General features: G+C 64.5%; 14 protein-coding genes and 3 pseudogenes. 11 read left to right on the plus strand and 6 right to left on the minus strand.

What is annotated here, in order from left to right; genetic code table 11:
- Positions 1-288: 288 nt before the first annotated feature.
- Complete coding sequence (locus tag GD429_RS23260) at positions 289-1,218, plus strand: LysR family transcriptional regulator (protein WP_152860313.1); 930 nt, start codon at positions 289-291, stop codon at positions 1,216-1,218.
- Between the two features lie 30 nt (positions 1,219-1,248).
- Here the strand turns inward: GD429_RS23260 and GD429_RS23265 are convergent, their stop codons facing one another.
- From GD429_RS23265 to GD429_RS23275, 3 genes are all read right to left on the minus strand, one after another.
- Entirely contained in the window at positions 1,249-2,718 is a 1,470-nt protein-coding gene (locus GD429_RS23265; protein ID WP_152860315.1) for an MmgE/PrpD family protein, read from the minus strand.
- Positions 2,719-2,759: 41 nt separating this feature from the next.
- The gene (locus tag GD429_RS23270; protein WP_152860317.1) at positions 2,760-3,842 is read right to left on the minus strand and encodes a porin; all 1,083 of its coding nucleotides are present in this window, start codon (positions 3,840-3,842) and stop codon (positions 2,760-2,762) included.
- A 193-nt stretch (positions 3,843-4,035) separates the two neighbouring features.
- Complete coding sequence (locus tag GD429_RS23275) at positions 4,036-4,938, minus strand: HpcH/HpaI aldolase/citrate lyase family protein (RefSeq protein ID WP_152860319.1); 903 nt, start codon at positions 4,936-4,938, stop codon at positions 4,036-4,038.
- Between the two features lie 231 nt (positions 4,939-5,169).
- On the opposite strand from GD429_RS23275, the gene GD429_RS23280 reads away from it, so the two are divergent.
- From GD429_RS23280 to GD429_RS23300, 5 genes are all read left to right on the plus strand, one after another.
- Positions 5,170-5,934: an IclR family transcriptional regulator gene (locus tag GD429_RS23280; protein ID WP_034184341.1), complete on the plus strand. Its 765-nt coding sequence runs from the start codon at positions 5,170-5,172 to the stop codon at positions 5,932-5,934.
- 72 nt (positions 5,935-6,006) lie between these two features.
- Positions 6,007-7,287 (plus strand): CaiB/BaiF CoA transferase family protein, encoded by a 1,281-nt coding sequence (locus GD429_RS23285; RefSeq protein ID WP_152860321.1) that lies wholly within the window; start codon positions 6,007-6,009, stop codon positions 7,285-7,287.
- A 66-nt stretch (positions 7,288-7,353) separates the two neighbouring features.
- A complete protein-coding gene (locus GD429_RS23290; protein ID WP_152860323.1) occupies positions 7,354-8,373 on the plus strand; it encodes a cyclase family protein in 1,020 nt (339 codons plus the stop codon).
- An 83-nt stretch (positions 8,374-8,456) separates the two neighbouring features.
- Entirely contained in the window at positions 8,457-9,944 is a 1,488-nt protein-coding gene (locus GD429_RS23295; RefSeq protein ID WP_152860325.1) for an MFS transporter, read from the plus strand.
- Positions 9,945-10,299: 355 nt separating this feature from the next.
- A complete protein-coding gene (locus GD429_RS23300; RefSeq protein WP_034184338.1) occupies positions 10,300-11,562 on the plus strand; it encodes an MFS transporter in 1,263 nt (420 codons plus the stop codon).
- Between the two features lie 360 nt (positions 11,563-11,922).
- Here the strand turns inward: GD429_RS23300 and GD429_RS23305 are convergent, their stop codons facing one another.
- Both GD429_RS23305 and GD429_RS23310 read right to left on the minus strand, forming a co-directional pair.
- Positions 11,923-12,846 (minus strand): LysR family transcriptional regulator, encoded by a 924-nt coding sequence (locus tag GD429_RS23305; RefSeq protein ID WP_152860327.1) that lies wholly within the window; start codon positions 12,844-12,846, stop codon positions 11,923-11,925.
- Between the two features lie 229 nt (positions 12,847-13,075).
- Positions 13,076-13,270, minus strand: a pseudogene (locus GD429_RS23310) (IS5/IS1182 family transposase); the annotation flags it as partial.
- A 55-nt stretch (positions 13,271-13,325) separates the two neighbouring features.
- Between GD429_RS23310 and GD429_RS23315 the strand changes: the two are divergent.
- From GD429_RS23315 to GD429_RS23330, 4 genes and pseudogenes are all read left to right on the plus strand, one after another.
- Entirely contained in the window at positions 13,326-14,345 is a 1,020-nt protein-coding gene (locus GD429_RS23315; protein ID WP_152860329.1) for an IS30 family transposase, read from the plus strand.
- An 11-nt stretch (positions 14,346-14,356) separates the two neighbouring features.
- Positions 14,357-15,148 (plus strand): annotated as a pseudogene (locus GD429_RS23320) (hypothetical protein); the annotation flags it as partial.
- A 15-nt stretch (positions 15,149-15,163) separates the two neighbouring features.
- Positions 15,164-15,520 (plus strand): lysozyme inhibitor LprI family protein, encoded by a 357-nt coding sequence (locus GD429_RS23325; RefSeq protein WP_152860331.1) that lies wholly within the window; start codon positions 15,164-15,166, stop codon positions 15,518-15,520.
- Positions 15,521-15,529: 9 nt separating this feature from the next.
- Positions 15,530-15,781, plus strand: a complete 252-nt coding sequence (locus GD429_RS23330) for a PAAR domain-containing protein (RefSeq protein WP_152860333.1) — start codon at positions 15,530-15,532, stop codon at positions 15,779-15,781.
- Between the two features lie 370 nt (positions 15,782-16,151).
- Here GD429_RS23330 and GD429_RS23335 read toward each other — a convergent pair.
- Positions 16,152-16,421: pseudogene (locus tag GD429_RS23335) on the minus strand (hypothetical protein); the annotation flags it as partial.
- Positions 16,422-16,602: 181 nt separating this feature from the next.
- Here GD429_RS23335 and gcvA point away from each other — a divergent pair.
- The gene (gene gcvA / locus GD429_RS23340; protein WP_105393585.1) at positions 16,603-17,508 is read left to right on the plus strand and encodes a transcriptional regulator GcvA; all 906 of its coding nucleotides are present in this window, start codon (positions 16,603-16,605) and stop codon (positions 17,506-17,508) included.
- Positions 17,509-17,710: the final 202 nt, after the last annotated feature.

Raw genomic sequence — 17,710 nt, forward strand, 5'->3', positions numbered from 1 at the left:
TGCGTGCGGCCGTGGCGGCGGCCGCACGCACTTTTTTTGCAGCGAGACCGGCTTGCGCAAAGTGCGAATTCAATTGCCGATTGACAAGGTATTCAGAAGAATCGACGCGAAACGGGCAATTTAATTTAAAACCATAAATAATATCGGCCGTTATCTAAAAAATATCGACAAGTCAAGATTGGACTATTCTTGTGCATTGCACTAAATATCAGGGGATTGCTCCGATTGCGGAATTTCGCAATCGTGATCGGAGGCGGTGATTAACCTGTTTAGTGGATGGTCGCAAACATGAATCTACGTTCGATCGATTTGAACCTGCTGGTCATACTCGATGCGCTGCTGACGGAGAAACAGGTCACGCGGGCCGGCCAGAAGGTCGGCCTCACGCAGCCGGCCGTCAGCAACGCGCTGGCGCGGCTGCGGTTCGTGTTCAAGGACGAGATCCTGGCGCGCACCGCGGTCGGCATGGAACTGACACCGCGCGCGCAGGCGCTGGCCATGCCGATTCGACAGATCATGCAACAAATCGAGGAATTATTTGAATCGGATTATCAATTCAATCCTATTACGTCCGAGCGCCATTTTACGGTGCGCATGTCGGATCTCACCGAATTGCTTTTGCTGCCGGCCCTGCTGCGCTGCATGCGCCTGGCCAGCCCGAATATCGGCATGGACGTCGTGCACATGAGCGCCGCCAAGACCGCCGACGCGCTCGAATCGGGGCTGCTCGACCTGGCGGTCAGCGCGGGCCTCGAACATTCGGGCACGCTGTCGTCGCAAACCGTGTTTCATGACCGGATGGTCTGCGTGATGAGCCGCAGCCATCCGGACGCGGGCAGGCCGCTGACGCTCGAACGGTTCCTCGCGCTCGACTTCCTCAACGTGACGATCAACCCGGTCGACCACAGTCTGGTCGACAACCTGCTCGCGAACATGAACTGCACGCGGCGCATCGTGCTCAACGTGCCGCACTGGCTCGTCGTGCCGAACATGCTGGATGCGCTGCCGTACGCGGTGATCATGTCGGAGCGGCATGCGGTGAGCCTCGACGATGCGCGGCTCGTGATCCGCGAGCTGCCGCTCGCGATGGAGCCCGTCGCGTGGTCGCTGTACTGGCACCGCCGCTACGACGGCAGCAACGCGCATGCGTGGCTGCGCGGCCGCATCGTCGAGGTCGCGGAAGCGCTCGAACGGCACGGCGTCGCGGCGGAGGCTTAGCGTGAGCCGCCCCGCGGCCGTTCATGCGGGTCAGCCGACGACGAGCAGCGGCGGCAGCGCGGCGACGTCGGGCTGCTCGTCGAGCCGCCACAGATAATCGAGCGCCGCGCGGATCTGCGTCGGGCTCCAGTGTCGCCGGCAGTTCTTCGCGAACTTCGCGTCGTAGTCGTCGCGCCGCATCGGCCGCGTCGGCGAGCCGGGCAGGTCGTCCACCTGCTTCGCGCAGGTCGTGCCGTCTTCGCATACGGCCGTCACCCGGTTCGGCGCCTGCGCCGGATAGCGGGCGGTCAGCGCCGGGTCCTCGTGCACCGTGATCCGCTCGATCAGCGCGCGCAGCGCCGGATCGCGCAGCGCGTCGTGCCGGTAGCTCTCGGTCGTGATGTCGCCGTCGAGCATCGCGCGCGCCACGATGTACGGCAGGCTGTGATCGGCGGTCTCGTGGGTCGACGGCGCCCATTTTTCGCGGTCGCGGCCGGCCGTCACGTAGCCCACTTCGGTCGTGTGGATCTCGATGCGCCGGATGCGGCGCAGGTCGCCGACCTGCGCGGCGACGTCGAGCGCGGCCGGAATCGCGGTTTGCGTGAGCCCTTGCGCGGGATAGAACTTCACGAAGCACTTGCCGATCCGGAACGCGCCGCCGCGCCCGCCGAATTCGCGCGTGTCGACGGCGAACGGCCCGGACACCTGCGGAAAGAACCCCGCCATGCCTTCGAAGATCGGTGACGGGCCGGTCAGCCCGGCGCGCGCGAGCTGCGTCGAGAACACCGCGTTGCGCGCCGCGTCCGCATCGGCGAGCGCCTTCCAGTTCGACAGCTGCTGGACGCGCGTCTGGTTCAGCGCGAGATGGCTGTTGATCGACAGGTTCACCGCCTGCACCAGCTGCGGCGCGGGCATGCGCATCAGCTTGCCGGCGGCGAGCGCGACCGCGGGCAGGCTGTAGCACGTGTGGTCCCAGCCGCGCGGGCTGATCGCGGCGGCGTCCATCAGCCGGCACGCGATCTCGTACGCGATCGCGATCGACAGGATCAGGTCGCGGCCGTTCGCATGCTGCGCTTCGGCGACGGCGAGGCACGCGGACATGTTGTCGCTCGGATGGCCGGTCTCCTTGCCGGCGTACGCGTCGTTGAAATCGTAGTAGCGCAGCGCGGTGCCGGTCGCGAACGCGGCGAGATCGGGGCTCGTGCGCCGGTTCGTGCCGACGATCGTCGACACGCCGCCTGGCGACGCGAGCGCCGCGTCGCGCGCGATCCGCACCGGGCGTTCGTCGTGTGCGGCGATCGCGCAGCCGAGCGCGTCGATCAGGTGCGCCTTGATCGTCTCGATGGTCTCGGCGTCGAGGTCGCGATACTGCAGCCCGGCCGCGTAGTCGGCGAGCTGTTGCGCGAGATCCGGGCGGTCGGCGGTTGCGCCGGCGGCCGGCAGGGCGCCGGCGCGGGCATGGGCGAGCGGCAGCGCGAGCGCCGCGCCGGTCAGCGTGGAAAGGAAGTGGCGGCGGTTCATCAGTTGCTCCGAAGGTTCCTGAAACGGGGGGAGAGGCGGGCTCAGAACAGCTTGCGCAGGCCGAGCGCCGCGCCCGCGCTGCTCGCGCGGTCGGCGGCCAGCGTGTAGTGGAGGAAGTTGTAGTTGTAATTGTCGAAATCGAGCGCGGCGCGGCGCGCGTAGCCGGCCGCCAGGTACAGCGTGACGGCTTTCGACAGCAAGTAGTTCAGCTGCAACGTGACCTGCTGCGGGTTGGCCGGGTGCGGCGCGGGCGCCTGCGCGTTCGGCGGATTCTGCGCGCGGATGTCCTCGTAATAGAACGCGCCGATCGCCTGCAGGTAAGGGGTGATCATGTAGCGCACGCCGGCCCACCAGAACGTGTAGTTCGTCACGACCGACGGCGCGGCGACGCCGCTCTGGCCGTGCGTGACGCCGGCCAGCAGCTGCGCGCGGTCGACGGACACGATCGCGGCGGCGGCGTAGCGGCGGAAATGCGCGAAGCCGCCCGGCTGCGGCGTGTTGACGTTGTCGAACGCCGCGGCGAACGAGAACGCGCCGCCGGCATAGTCGAAGCCGGCACCGTAGGCGGCGTTCGACTGGAACGCGCCGGGCGTGCCGCCGAACGAATAGTGCGTTTCGAGCGTCAGCGAGCCGATCTTCGCCAGGTACTTGGCGACGTTGTTCTCGCGGAAGTTGACGCCGACGATCGCGCCGGCCGGCTCGTACAACGTCGAGTACGCCCCCGTCGGCGAATAGCGCTCCATCACGTCGAACAGCGTCGAGTACTGGTGGCCGAGCCGCAGCGCGCCCCAGCGTTCGTGCTGCAGCCCGACCCACGCGGAGCGGTCGAAGCCGCCCGCGCCGGTGCCGGTGCCGTTGTTCAGGTTGATGCCGCTTTCGAGCCGGAACGCGGCCTGCCAGCCGCCGCCGAGCTCCTCGACGCCCTTCAGGCCCCAGCGCGAGCCGCTCTTGCCGCCCGACGCCAGCCGCACGAGCGATGCCGACGACTTGTCGCCGGGCGCGGCCTGGTGGGTGAGGAATTCCGTATAGATGTCGGCCACGCCGTACAGCGTGATCGTGCTCTGCGCGCAGGCGCCGGCCGATACGAGGCCCAGTCCGCACAGTGCGGACATCCGCTTGCCCATGGCTTGTCTCCTTCCAGGGTTTGTTATTTATTTGAATGCGGCGCCGCACCGGTCGAGCGGCGCGGCGGTGCTGCGGGGCGACGCTATCCGGGCCGGGCAGCGAACGGGCAGCGGCGCGGTGGAACGCACGCGTGCACCGCGCGACGCGCGCGTGCGCAGGGATGAAGCACGGCGATGAAGGGCGGCGCGCGCATCACCGGGGCACGCCGTCGGCACGCGCCTGCACGGCCGCGTGACGCGCGAGCACACGCTTCGCGCGGGCGACGCCGGGTGCGTCGACCATCCTGCCGTCGACGCGCAGCGCGCCGCGCCCGTTCGCGCGCGCGTCGTCGTAGGCGGCCAGCACCGCGTTCGCGTCGCGCACCGCGTCGTCGTCGGGCCGGAACGCGCGGTTGAGCGCGCCGACCTGCCGTGGATGGATGCAGGTCGCGCCCGCATAGCCGAGTTCCGCGGACGCGCGCGCGAGGCGCTCGAACGCGTCGAGATCGCGCAGCTCGTCGAGGCCGCCGATGAGGCCGAGCGGCAGGATGCCGGCGGCGCGCGCGGCGATGATCAGCAGCTGCTTCGGCACGCGCAGCACGTCGGCGCTCGCGCCGCTTTCGCAGTTCAGCGCGAAGTCGCCGCCGCCCAGCATCATCGCGACGACGCGCGGCGATGCCCGCGCGATCCGGTCCATCGCCTGGAACGCGCGCGGCGTCTCGACGATCGCGACGATTCGCGTGCCGCCGGGCGGCGCGCCGGTTTCCTCTTCGAGCGCGGCCAGCAGTTCGTCGATCGCCTCGACGTGCGAGCCGCCGCGCACCTTCGGCAGCACGACGCCGTCCACGCCGGCCCGGACGGCCGCGCGCAGGTCGGGCACCAGCAGGTCGAGCGGGCCGTTGGCGCGCACCAGCACGTCGCGGCCCGGCGCGCGCAGCGCCGGCACGGCGTCGGCCAGCCCGTCGCGGGCGGCCTCCTTGCACGCGGGCGGGACGCTGTCCTCGAGGTCGAGGATCAGCGCATCGGCGTCGCTCTCGGCGGCCGATGCGACGAAACGGGGGACGTGGGCGGGGACGTACAGCAGCGAGGACCAGACGGATTGAGGCGACGAATTCATCGTTGATCTCTAAAAATGAAAGTCACTTTCATTTTTGTGATGGATGAGGGCATTCGTCAAGATTATCGTTAACGCCTAGTTTCAAAGGCTGTTTCAAGAAGATGAGCGACCGAAGCCGCGCGGATTCATGTTGATGTCATCGATGATCTGCGTATAATGAAAGTGACTTTCATTTTTTGATGCCGGCAGCCGCGACGCGGCACGACTCTGCCGGTCTCGCACGAGGTGGACATGAACAAGGTGGAGACAAGCAATCCCGCAGAGGGCGGCGTGGCCGCGGTCAACCGCGCGCTGACGGCGCTGCTGGCGTTCGGCAACGCGCCCGGCGGGCTGATGCTCGCGCAGGTCAGCGAGGAGACGGGGCTCAACATGAGCACGCTGTTGCGGATGTTCGAGTCGCTCGAGCAGTTCCGCTTCATCAAGCGCCTGCCGGACGGGCGCTACGTGCTGGGGCCCGCCGTGTTCCAGCTCGGGATGATGTATCGCGAGTCGTTCCAGCTGCGCGAGTACGTGATGCCGATCCTGTCGAAGCTGTCGGCGGAAACCGGCGAGACGGCCGCGTTCTACGTGCGCGAAGGCGACCAGCGCGTGTGCCTGTTCCGCATCCAGGCGCAGCGCTCGGTGCGCACGCACCTGCGCGAGGGCGACCGCTTCCCGCTCGACGTCGGTGCGGCCGGGCGCGTGCTGCTCGCGTTCAGCGGCACGCGCGGCGGCGACTACGAGAAGACGGCCGAGCAGGGCTACGCGGTGTCGATCGCCGAGCGCGACCCGGAAAGCGCGGCGATCGCATGCCCGGCGTTCGGCGTCGGCCGCGTGCTGAGCGGCGCGATCTCGCTCGGCGTGCCGCGCTATCGCTTCAACAAGAAGGTGCTGGCCGACTACCTGCCGCGCGTGCAGGCGGCCGCAGCCGAGCTGACGCATGCGCTGGGCGGCGATCTGCCCGCCGCGGGCGCGGCGTTCCGCGCGGCCGACCAGCTCGGCGTGCTGCTCGAGTAACGCGGTGCGCGGCCGAGCGCGCGCACTTCGAAGTCCGCATCGAACGACACACACACCAACCAGGAGACAAGCATGTTCGTTCCCGACCCGCAGGCCGCTCACGCGACCGGCGCGCGCCGTCGCGCGTCCACCGGCCCGATCCATCCGAAACCGTTCGACGCCGGCGCGCAGGGGCCGCTCGCGGGCGTGCGCGTCGTCGACCTGTCGCGCCTGATGGCGGGCAACATGCTGAGCGTGCAGCTCGCCGATTTCGGCGCGGACGTCGTGAAGGTCGAGAGCGAGCGCGGCGATACGCTGCGCGCGGTCGGCGCGGGCGGGATCAGCACGAACTGGAAGGTGTACGGGCGCAACAAGCGCAGCGTGTGCGTCGACCTGCGCGCGCCCGAGGGGATCGACATCGTCCGCCGGCTGGCGCGCGACGCGGACGTGTTCGTCGAGAGCTTCAAGCCCGGTGTCGCCGAGAAGATGGGGCTCGGCCCGGACGACCTGCTCGCGATCCGGCCGGAACTGGTGATCGCGCGGATTTCCGGCTGGGGGCAGACGGGGCCGTACCGCCACAAGCCGGGCTTCGGCACGCTCGCGGAAGGGTACGCGGGGTTCGCGGCGATCAACGGCTTCGCCGATCGCGAGCCGGTGCTGCCGCCGATGTTCCTCGGCGACATGACGGCCGGGCTGTCCGGCGCAATCGCCGTGCTGGTCGCGCTGCATGCGCGCGACGCGCACGGCGCGGCGGGGCAGGTGATCGACGTGTCGCTGTTCGAGCCGCTGCTGTCGATCCTAGGGCCGGCCGCCGCGAACTACGTGATGACCGGCGAGATCAAGGCGCGCACCGGCAGCCGCTCGTCGAACACCGCGCCGCGCAACGCGTATCGGACCCGCGACGGCAAGTGGCTGTGCCTGTCGAGCTCGACGCAGGCGATGGCCGAGCGCCTGTTCCGCGCGATCGGCCGCGCGGACCTGATCGACGATCCGCGCTACACGACCAACGTGCAGCGCGTGCAGCACGCGGACGCGCTCGATGCGATCGTCGGCGAATTCATCGCCGCGCGCGATCTCGACGCCAATCTCGCGTTCTTCGAGGATGCCGGCGTGACGGTCGGGCCGATCCAGGACATCGCGCAAATCGTTCAGGATCACTATGTGATCGAGCGAGAAGCGCTCGTCGAGCTGCCGGACGACGACGTCGGCAGCCTGCCGATGCACAACATCACGCCGCGCCTGTCGGCCACGCCCGGCACGTTCCGCCGGCCGGCGCCCGCGCTCGGCGAGAACAATCGCGAGATCCTGCTGCCGCTGCTCGGCGAACGCGAATACGAGCGGCTCGCCGGGCTGGGCGTGATCCGCACGCGCTAGGCGCGACGTGCGACGCGGCCGCGATCGACGGCCGCCGCACCCTGGACATTGCATGGAGGAGACGCCATGAAGCCACGCTGGACCCATCGGCCGCCCGGCTCGAACTGGGGGGATTTCGGCCCGGACGATCAGAAAGGGCGCTTGAACTGGCTGACGGCCGACGCGGTGCTGCGCGGCGTTGCGGAGGTGCGCGAAGGCCGCGTGTTTTCGCTGAGCCTGCCGCTCGACGTGCCGCGCGGCGGCGGGCTGAACGCGCGGCGCCGGCCGCCGGCGATCATGCCGGCGCTGCTCGGCGACAAGCCGTACTTCGGCTATCGGGCGGACGAACAGGTTGCCAACGCAACCGACGTGGTCTGCGACGATTCGTTCTGCATGCACTCGCAGTTCTCGACGCAATGGGATGCGCTGTCGCACGTCGGCTCGCTGTTCGATCCGGCGGGCGACGGCGAGCGATCCCGCGTGTTCTACAACGGCTACCGGATGGACGAGCACATCCAGGTGCCCGAAGCGGGCGCGCCGCGCGGCGGTGCGCGCGCACTCGGCATCGAGGTGATGGCGCAAACCGGCGTGCAGGGGCGCGGCGTGCTGGTCGACCTGCGCCGCCACTTCGGCGACGAGCGGCGCAAGATCGGCTACGCGGAATGGATGGCGGTGCTGCGCGAGGACGACGTGGTCGTCGAGCGCGGCGACATCGTGTGCGTGCATACGGGCTTCGCCGATCGCCTGCTCGACGCCGACGCGCGCGGCGAGCCCGGCGCGCCGGACGTGTGCTGCGTGCTCGACGGCAACGACCCGCGCCTGCTCGAATGGATCGACGCATCGGGGCTCGCCGCGCTCGCGGCGGACAACCACGCGGTGGAGGAGCGCCCGCGCCATCCGTCGGCGCGCGAGCGGCCCGGCGCGCTGATGCCGCTGCACGAGCTGTGCCTGTTCAAGCTCGGCATTCATCTCGGCGAGCTGTGGCACCTGACGCCGCTCGCCGACTGGTTGCGCGCGCACCGGCGTAACCGTTTCCTGCTGACCGCGCCGCCGCTGCACCTGCGCGGGCTCGTCGGATCGCCGGTCAATCCGGTTGCCACCGTCTGAACGCCGGCGCCGCGCGCACGCCGCGCCGGCGCCTTGTCCGCCGCTTCGTGCACGCTGCGCGGGCGGATCATCGAGGAGTCGCCATGTCCCATTCCCATGCGGCGTCGATTGCCGCGCGCATCGACCGCCTGCCCGCGACGGCCAGCATCTGGATGCTCGTGCTGTTCCTGAGCGTCGGCGGGTTTTTCGAGGTCTACGACCTGTTCCAGATGACCTACCTGCCGCCGGGGCTGATTCGCGACGGCATCTTTCACGCGGGCTCGCACGGCGTGCTCGGCATGTCGGACCAGGGCGCGCTCGGTGCGGCGACGTTCGCCGGATTGTTCGTCGGCGAGATGTTCGTGTCGCGCCTCGCGGACCGCTTCGGGCGGCGCGCGCTGTTCACCGGCGCGCTGCTGCTCTACACGGCGGCGAGCCTTGCGATGTGCGTGCAGACGCATGCGCTCGGCATTCTCGTGTGCCGCTTCATCGCGGGCTGCGGCGTCGGCGCGGAGCTGATCACGATCGGCGCGTTCCTGACCGAGCTGGTGCCGAAGGCCGTGCGCGGCCGTGCGTTCGCGCTGTGCTTCGCGGTCGGCTATCTCGCGATGCCCGTGCTCGCGCTGGTGTCGTGGCTGTGGATGCCGCACGATCCGCTGGGCATGTCCGGGTGGCGCTGGGTCGTGCTGCTCGGCGGCAGCGGCGCGGTCGTCGTCTGGTGGCTGCAGTCGCGGCTGCCGGAGTCGCCGCGCTGGCTCGCCCGCACCGGCCGCGAGGCCGAGGCCGAAGCCGTGCTGCAGCGGCTCGAGCAGGCGGTCGAGCGGGAATCCGGCCGGCCGCTGCCCGCGGTCCGGATGCCGGCCGTCGCAACGCCGGCCGCACGGCGCGCGCCGTCGATGTGGGATGCGCAGCATCGCGGCCGCACGGCGATGCTGATCGTGTTCAATGCATTCCTGAGCATCGGCTTCTTCGGCTTCAGCCAGTGGCTGCCGACGCTGCTCGCCGCGCAGGGCGCGACCGTCACGAAGAGCCTCTGGTATGCGTTCGTGATCGCTTTCGCGTATCCGGTGTCGCCGTTCGTCGCCGGCCTGCTCGCCGACCGGATCGAGCGCAAGTGGCTGATCGTCGCGTCGGCGTTCGGCGTCGGGCTGTTCGGCACCGCGTTCGCGATGTCGGCGCAGGCGCCGTTCGTGATTGCGTTCGGCCTGCTCGTCACGCTGTCCAACACGGTGCTCGCGAGCAACGGCACCGCGTATCAGTCGGAAGTGTTTCCGACCGAGATCCGCGGGCGCGCGCTCGGTTTCGTGCATTCGATCGGCCGCTTGACGGGAATCGCGAGCAGTTTCATCGTCGCGCTGCTGCTCGAGCGCGCCGGGGTGTCCGCGGTGTTCGTGCTGATCGGCGGCAGCATGCTGATCGTGATGGTGTCGATAGGGGTGTTCGGGCCGAACACCAACAACCGGGCGCTGGACGAGATCGCCGGCCGCAGCGAGGATGGCGCCGAGAACGCGGCGGCGGTGCGCGGGCTCGCCGCGTTGCCAGCTCGGCGTGTCGATGGGCGGCGTAAAGGAGCCGGGGATGGGGCGGTGTAATGGCACCGGCGGCTGCGGGGGTAAGACGCGGATTCGAACGGCTTCAGGGCGGCAGGCACCGTCGCGTAGTCGTCAATAAGCATCCCGACACCCCGCATCGCCGGCCGTCCCTATTGCGACAGAGTCCCGGAAAGTCTTCGTCGATCTGTCCATCTATTACGTCGTCCTATTGAATTCCCGTCCGTGCACCAACGCCCGGCCGGGCCGCAAACCCGCCGCCATCAGCCATTCCTTACATTTCCGAAAGGAAGTCGTCGGTTATCAGTAACTACGATAATTTCTATTGCAGATACGTCTCTACTCGCAAATCCGGCCTTCGACTACTGTAGCTGTCACGTTACTACCGAGGCCATACATGTCCAAACTCAATATCAAACTACTGGGTCCATGCCTGCTCGCCATTGCGATCGACGCGATGGGGTTCGGGCTCGTGTACCCGATCATGGCGGCGATCTTCTCCGATCCCCAATCCGGCATCATCGGGGCCGATACGAGTCCGCAACTCCGCAATTTCTACCTGGGGCTCGGGTACGGTGTCTATCCGTTCTGCATGTTCTTCGGCTCCTCGCTGATGGGTGAGCTGTCCGACGGCTACGGCCGGCGGAAGATCATGCTGCTGTGCGTGTTCGGCCTGGCTCTCAGCTACTTCCTGATGGCGCTCGGCGCGCTGCTGCCGAGTATCGCGCTGTTGCTGGTCGGACGCGGCCTGAGCGGCCTGATGGCCGGTTGCCAAGGGATCGCGCAGGCCGCGATCACGGACATGAGCACGCCGGAAACCAAGGCGTACAACATGAGCATCATGTCGATCGCGTTCAGCGCGGGCGTCATCGTCGGCCCCGTGCTCGGCGGCGTCACGTCGGACCGCACGATCGCACCGTTCTTCAACTACGGCACGCCGTTCCTGTTGGTCGCCGCGCTGTCGGTCGTCTGCGGGCTCTGGACGTTCTGGTCATATCGCAACGCGGTCGCGCCGACCGGCAACACGCGTGTGGACCTGCTGATGCCGCTGCGGATCATCTATCAGGCCGGCACGCACCGCCGCATCGCGTTCCTGTCGATCGTGTTCTTCCTGATGCAGGTCGGCTACGGGCTGTATCTGCAGACGATCATGCTGGTGCTGCAGACGAAATTCCAGTACACGAGCTCGCAGCTCGGCCTGTTCAGCGGCCTGATCGGCCTGTCCTTCGTGTTCGGGCTGATGGTGATCGTGCGGCTGATGCTGAAAATCTGGAGCGTGGTCGACATCGCGAAGACGGGCCTGCTGATCGCGGGCATCGGGCAAGTGCTGTCGGCGCTGTTTCCGCACGAAAACACGCTCTGGGTGCTCGGCATGGTGGTCGGCTGCTTCGACATGGTTGCATACACCACCATGTACACCGCGTATTCGGATGCGGTGGCCGAGGATCGCCAGGGCTGGGCGCTCGGCGTCGCCGGCTCCGTGATGGCGATTGCCTGGGTCGTGACGGGCTTCCTCACCAACCTGTTGCCCGTGCTCGGCGAGCTCGGCCTGCTGATGGTCGGCGGCCTGAGTTTCGTCCTCAGCTTCGTGATGATGCTGGCGTATGGCCGAAAGTGGTCCGCGCCGACCGTGTCCGTCGGCTCCCGCGCCTACGACTGATGTGTCTTCTCCCGGCGCGCGCATCGCTGCCGCGATGCCGCCCGGGCGCCAGCCGGATTCCAGGCCGGCGCATGCTCTCCCTGTATCGAAACGGAAGTACCCGATCAATCCAGCAACACGTTCATATTGAAGGACTGACATGGTGAATATCGCATCAAGAGACGAGGACGCCGCATTCGATATGGTCATCGTCGGCGCCGGCGTAGCCGGCCTGTACATGCTGCATCGGCTCTTGCTCCGTTTTGATGTCGTCAGCTCACCTGACCGTCCTTGTTGCGGCATCCGCCCGGCGGAATCGCGGTCGGTGCCGTCGCCTGCCTGCCGCGCGCGATGTGCTGCCGATCGATCCGGCGCGGCACGCTACATGTCGAGCGCGCCGTCCGCAGCCCGCGCCATCGCCTGTGGCAGATACTCCTCGATGATCTTCACCACGACCTGTGTCTTCGAAGGGACGGGCCGCGTGACCGGCAGCAGCGCATGCAGGTCGAATCCCGGTACCGTGTAATCCGGCAGCAGCCTGACGAGCCGGCCGGATTCCAGGGCGTCGATGCAGACGTGTTCCTGAAGGACGCCGATACCCGCGCCGTTCAACAGTAGCTCGTAGACCGGCCGCCAGTGGCTGGTGCTGATGACCACGTTGATCGGCGTCGGCCGCACCGATTTCGACGGGCTCATCAGGCGAAGCTGGCCGTCGTTGAAGAGCCCCGTGACGCGAATGAATGGGTGCCCGACGATGTCGGTCGGTTCCTCCGGCAGCCCGTGCTTTTCGATATAAAGCGGCGACGCGACCAGTACGCGTCGTACGTAACCCAATCGACGCGCGACGAAATTGCCATCGCCGATCTGGCCGAGCCGCAATGAAATATCGACGCCCTCGGTGACGGGGTCGGTGATTTCGTCATTCAGGACGAGATCGATATAGAGCTGCGGATTATGTTCGCGGATTACCGCGAGGATTTCCGGCAGCACGACGTCGCCCAAGCCATGTGGCGCGGCAATGCGAATGCGCCCACGCACGATCTTGTTGCCCAGCGTGACGACGGCCCGCGCCTCGTCGGCCGCGTCGAGCACGATCTTGCTTCGCTGATAGAACAGAATGCCTTCATCGGTGCACGACACCGCACGCGTGTTCCGGAGCAGCAATTTGACGCCGAGAAACCGCTCGAGCCGATCGACGCGGTCGCTAACGGTAGGTTGGCCCAGACCGAGATCTTTCGCGGCCCTCGATAAATTGCCACGCTCGACAACCCGCACGAATATTCGCATGGCCGCCAGCAAATCCATAGTCCCTCGATAATCGGAAGAGTTTAGTTATTCTGGAAGACGAAAAAACAGGTTCGTCCGTTATTTTCCGGCCGGCGGCGAGCGATAGAGCCCATTTGGAATGTTGCGATCTCGTTACGTGGGGCGGATGCGTAACTATACCCAATCCTGTCAACTTTTTTGACGCATGGGATATTCAAAATGCCGGAGGCAGTCGGTCTGGCGCGTCGTGAGCGGCAATTACGAGTCGCTAGCACAAGTCACCCACGAAGCGCGAGCAGATGACGGCGGTGGCCGGGAAGAGAAGCGCGACTTGAATATAGAGTCGGCGCTCGAAGCAAATACGAAGTTTTCCGAAACCCGCAAACCATGCATGCGTGCGCTCGACGACCCATCGATGTCGCCCGAGCCGCTCACTGCTTTCCTCGTCGCGGCGAGCGATACGGGCCTCTTAGAGTCTAGTTTCAAGTGCAACACCCGTCATGAGGTAGGGTGTTGTGATGACGAAATACAAGCATTTGAGTGCCGAAGAGCGCGCGGCCATCATGATCGAGCGGGCCAGAAATACAAGCGTCCGAGCGATAGGCCGGCTGCTCAATCGCAGTGCGTCGACCATTGCGCGCGAACTGACGCGCAACCTCGGGGAGTCGTCGTGCCGTTATGACGCCACGGCGGTGGCCCAGGGATATCGCAGGCGACGTGAACGAAGTCGGCGGCCACGAAAGCTGGCGGCTGGAAACGCGTTGTACTGGCAGGTGCATCACGATCTGGTTTATCGGCGCTGGTCGCCACAGCAAATTGCTGCCAGACTTCGCGACATGCACCCCGAGAATCTGGAACAACGCGTCAGTCACGAAACGATCTACGCGTCGATTTATACCCACCCGCGCGGTGGCTTGAAGCAGGCGATGATCGAAGCGCTTCGCCAGGAAAAGCCGGCGCGCGGCAACACGCGCAAGACGCTGGCCCGCAAGAGCTTTGTGCCGGAAGAACTGCGCATCATCCATCGTCCCGAAGAGATCGAAACACGAAAGTGGCCGGGTCATTGGGAGGGCGACCTGATCAAGGGCGCCTTTAATCGTTCCTGCGTCGGCACGCTGGTCGAGCGCAAAACGCGCTTCGTGGTGCTGTGCCGGATGGACGGTTGCACGGCCCAGGATGCGCTGGAAGGCTTCACGCGCCAGATGAAAAAGGTGCCGGCCTTTCTGCGCGAGAGCCTGACCTACGATCGCGGATCGGAAATGACGTGTCATGTAGAACTGGCCGAGCGACTGAACCTGGACATCTGGTTTGCCGATCCCTATGCCCCTTGGCAACGCGGTAGCAACGAGAACACCAATGGCCTGCTGCGCCAGTTCCTGCCCAAGGGCATGGATCTGTCTGGGGTCACACAGATGCAGTTGAACGACATCGCCAAATTGATGAATGGCCGTCCTCGCCAAACCCTGAATTGGAAAACGCCGGAAGAGGCTATGGCCATGGAACTGGCCGCAGCCGGCTTAGCTAAACGTTGCACTTGATTCTTGAGACCGCCCTCTCCCATCTCGTAGTACGCTGCGAAAGCGAATGGGGTGGCGGCATAGGTAAGTGGGAGGCGTTGTCGCCACTCATGAAGAAACTGCTGTGGCTGTGGAAGGCCGAGATCGAACGGATCGGAAAATTGCAGTGGTGGGAGCAGGTCGCCGAAAAAAAGGTAGATGGCTTCCCGAATGAGCCGAGTCCATGGCATTTCCATCCGATCGGGATTATCGGCAATTTCATTAACTCGGAAGTTGTTGGAAAAATGCTTCGATTGTCTGAGCAGGATGTCGATGACCTAATTAAAGTTACGGCAACTGAGGTTGCGTTGAGCTTGGATGATGACGATTTGGGAAAACAAGCCGGCGCGGTTGTTGATACGATTTTAAATCGCCGGATGACTGGTCTAAAAAATTGGAGCACAATTAGAGGGGTAATTAATGAGAGGTGGCAATTTTCGGATATTAATGCCCCGAGGGCGAGTGCTTATGGAAGTGTGCAAAATGTGCCCGAGAGCCGCGTTTCTCCGAGAGTAAGATCCTTGGTTATCGCTCATTTACAAGATCGGGCTAATGGAGGGGATTCCCTAGTTGGAAATAACCTTAGTTACGCAAATCCATATGCGTTAGATGAAGCTTCGGACGCAACTAGAGTATGGGTTGAGGATGTCATCCATCAAGCAAGCATTACTGGTTATCGGTATGGAAAGGGGCGCGCGGTTCACGTGCATGGAACAACGCAGGGACTAATGCCTTCTAGGCCAGAGCCCTATTCCATCGAGCTCCCTGATTCATACAATCACTGATCTATTGAGAGTTTTATGAAGAAAATCATTTTCATATCTTTGATGTTGCTTCCTCTGAGTTCGTTTGCCGATGCGTGCATTGGTGGTGGGAATGTGTATAGTGATTTATCTTGCGCTGAGCGCGCCTTGGATAAATCAAAAAAAGAACTTAACTCTATTTACCAGAAAATATACGCATCCACGCAATACAAGGATGAATTTGAGCAGTCGCAGAAGGCGTGGCTTAACTATAGGGAGAAGCAGTGTAATGGTTATATTGCGGCGGAGGCCTCGCAATCTCAAGGTGTCGGCCCCGGTCTAATTACGAAAGACTGTCTCGTCACGATCACGAAGCAGCGAGTTGATTATTTGAAAACGCTTCTCGCGAAATAGCCGGTTGATATGATGAATTTAATTCGCGTCGGTGACAACACCGACCACGGAGGCAAGGTCGAAACTGGTTCCACGACAATGCGCTTCGACGGCCGCTACGTCGCCCGCAAGGGCGATCATGTGTCGTGCCCCCAGCATCCCGATATCTCGCCGAACATCATCGAGGAAGGCGACGCGTCGATGACGGATGGTGGTGTTCCGATCGCTCGACACGGCCACCGCGCCACCTGCGGGTGTCACCTGATTTCTAGCCTCGTCTGAACCCGCCGTTGGCGTGTCGGCTGATCGACGCGGTGCGCACCGGCGCGAAGCCGGTCACGCTAGAGCCTTCTCCGGCGATGCTCGGCCGACCGCCGATTTGGTGACCGAGGAGGCGCTGCATGCGGACGTGGTCGGGCGGGCCGTTCAACGGTATCTTTGTGCGGGGTGCCCTTGATTTCCACCCATTTTTCCGGTCAATCGCCTTTAAGCCCAGTAAGGCCTTGCCTTGCGACCCCAAATAAATACCTATATAAATCAAAGCGATACTGTCTACCCCTCGCTTGGAGGTCGCTGGCCGTTGTCAGTTGGTAGTGTCGGCTCGAAATTCCACCATCGCCAGCTGTGCAACTTGGCCCGAACGGCCACCTTGTTAAGCTCGGTGGCTTGTTGATGCGATGGCGTTGTCGGCCGCGGTACTTGGCAGGATCCGCTTCGGATAGAGCGGCACTGGGAAATTGAAGGTGCTGCGCAAGTTGATACCTTCGATATGAGTGGGAGCGATTCGCCGCAACCGGTCCGCTTCAACCGGTTGTTCCAGACGAGCGTCGATATCGCGTTGCACGTCGGTGGCGTTCTCCGCGATCAAGATGATCGAGAGCGGGCTCAATGCTGATGACACTGCGGCGCCCGATTCTTGGCGCCCGGAATGCGATCGATGTGGATTGCCGACCCCTCAAATGATGTCGCGCTTGCGACTAGACTAGCTTGTCGTCGCCTCTCGACATCCGCAGCGGCGCCCAGCGACTGATTCTGATCGCATCGGTGCAATAGAATGCCGGTATTCTCGTTTGCCCACCCGATCTGTTGCAACGATTCGCACGATGAAACGACTTCCACCGCTCAATTGGCTACGTGCATTCGAATCGTCAGCCCGGCACCTGAGTTTCACACACGCGGCGACCGAGTTGAATCTGACCCAGGCCGCGATCAGCCAGCAGGTGAAAGGACTTGAAGCTCAGCTCGGTACGGCGTTATTCAAGCGCCTGCCGCGAGGCATCGAGTTGACCGAGGCCGGACTCGCCTACCTGCCAGTCGTGCATGAAGCGATAGAGCGGCTTGCTGCCGCCACCGACGAGATTTTCGGGCAAGGGCATCTGAAGGTGTTGACGGTGCGAGTGAGTCTGGTGTTTTTCACGCATTGGCTCGCATGGCGCATACCGGACTTTCGCAAGCGGTATCCGAACGTCAATCTACGCATTACGAGCAATATCTGGGGAGGCGATAGCAGCGTCACCGATGTCGAAGCTGATCTGGAGATCCGCTACGGGCACGGGAAATGGACGGGGTTGCGTGCTGAGCGACTGACCTGGGACACGCTGCTGCCGGTCTGTGCTCCCGGGTTGCTGTCTCCCAAAGCGCCGCTTTCGGTGCCGAAGGACCTCGCGCATTTCGAACTTCTCCATGTGCTCGGCTACGAGGAAGGTTGGGGATACTGGCTCAAAAAAGCGGGTGCGTCGAAGGTCGATTCGTCGAAGGGAATGCAATTCGACACGCTGATTTCGGCCCTGAAGGCGGCTGAACTCGGTCAGGGCGTTGCGCTTGCAAGGTCGTCCCTCGTCGAGCACATGCTGATCTCCGGCCAGTTGATCGCGCCACTGAAACCACGCCTTCCAACCAGTGAGGCGTTCTACCTCGTCTATTCCCCGCACAACATCGTCAATCCTCATGCGGCTGCGTTCGTCGAATGGCTCAGTGCACAGGTTCAGGGGGCACACGCGAGATTCTGATCTCGCACGTGGTATGCGAGTCCCGTTGCCGAGACGCGATCTCCGACCGGCCCATCATTTGCTCGATTCATAAAAAAAACGTACCCATCCTCGTTTTTTTTATTGCTTTACCCGCCACGGCTTCTCACCGAAAGTTGCTTCCATCCCGTTTGACAGTCATCCACCCGCGACTCGACGCGGACGGCCGGCGGTGACGGGGATT

The sequence above is a fragment of the Burkholderia sp. BE17 genome (genome assembly GCF_009362305.1).
GTDB classification, from domain to species: Bacteria; Pseudomonadota; Gammaproteobacteria; order Burkholderiales; family Burkholderiaceae; genus Burkholderia; species Burkholderia pyrrocinia_C.

What these genes read in the sequence shown, in the direction of transcription:
- GD429_RS23260 (WP_152860313.1), top strand. Translation starts at nt 289, where the DNA reads ATGAATCTACGTTCGATCGATTTGAACCTGCTGGTCATACTCGATGCG.
- GD429_RS23265 (WP_152860315.1), bottom strand. Translation starts at nt 2,718, where the DNA reads ATGAACCGCCGCCACTTCCTTTCCACGCTGACCGGCGCGGCGCTCGCG.
- GD429_RS23270 (WP_152860317.1), bottom strand. Translation starts at nt 3,842, where the DNA reads ATGGGCAAGCGGATGTCCGCACTGTGCGGACTGGGCCTCGTATCGGCC.
- GD429_RS23275 (WP_152860319.1), bottom strand. Translation starts at nt 4,938, where the DNA reads ATGAATTCGTCGCCTCAATCCGTCTGGTCCTCGCTGCTGTACGTCCCC.
- GD429_RS23280 (WP_034184341.1), top strand. Translation starts at nt 5,170, where the DNA reads ATGAACAAGGTGGAGACAAGCAATCCCGCAGAGGGCGGCGTGGCCGCG.
- GD429_RS23285 (WP_152860321.1), top strand. Translation starts at nt 6,007, where the DNA reads ATGTTCGTTCCCGACCCGCAGGCCGCTCACGCGACCGGCGCGCGCCGT.
- GD429_RS23290 (WP_152860323.1), top strand. Translation starts at nt 7,354, where the DNA reads ATGAAGCCACGCTGGACCCATCGGCCGCCCGGCTCGAACTGGGGGGAT.
- GD429_RS23295 (WP_152860325.1), top strand. Translation starts at nt 8,457, where the DNA reads ATGTCCCATTCCCATGCGGCGTCGATTGCCGCGCGCATCGACCGCCTG.
- GD429_RS23300 (WP_034184338.1), top strand. Translation starts at nt 10,300, where the DNA reads ATGTCCAAACTCAATATCAAACTACTGGGTCCATGCCTGCTCGCCATT.
- GD429_RS23305 (WP_152860327.1), bottom strand. Translation starts at nt 12,846, where the DNA reads ATGGATTTGCTGGCGGCCATGCGAATATTCGTGCGGGTTGTCGAGCGT.
- GD429_RS23315 (WP_152860329.1), top strand. Translation starts at nt 13,326, where the DNA reads ATGACGAAATACAAGCATTTGAGTGCCGAAGAGCGCGCGGCCATCATG.
- GD429_RS23325 (WP_152860331.1), top strand. Translation starts at nt 15,164, where the DNA reads ATGAAGAAAATCATTTTCATATCTTTGATGTTGCTTCCTCTGAGTTCG.
- GD429_RS23330 (WP_152860333.1), top strand. Translation starts at nt 15,530, where the DNA reads ATGATGAATTTAATTCGCGTCGGTGACAACACCGACCACGGAGGCAAG.
- gcvA (WP_105393585.1), top strand. Translation starts at nt 16,603, where the DNA reads ATGAAACGACTTCCACCGCTCAATTGGCTACGTGCATTCGAATCGTCA.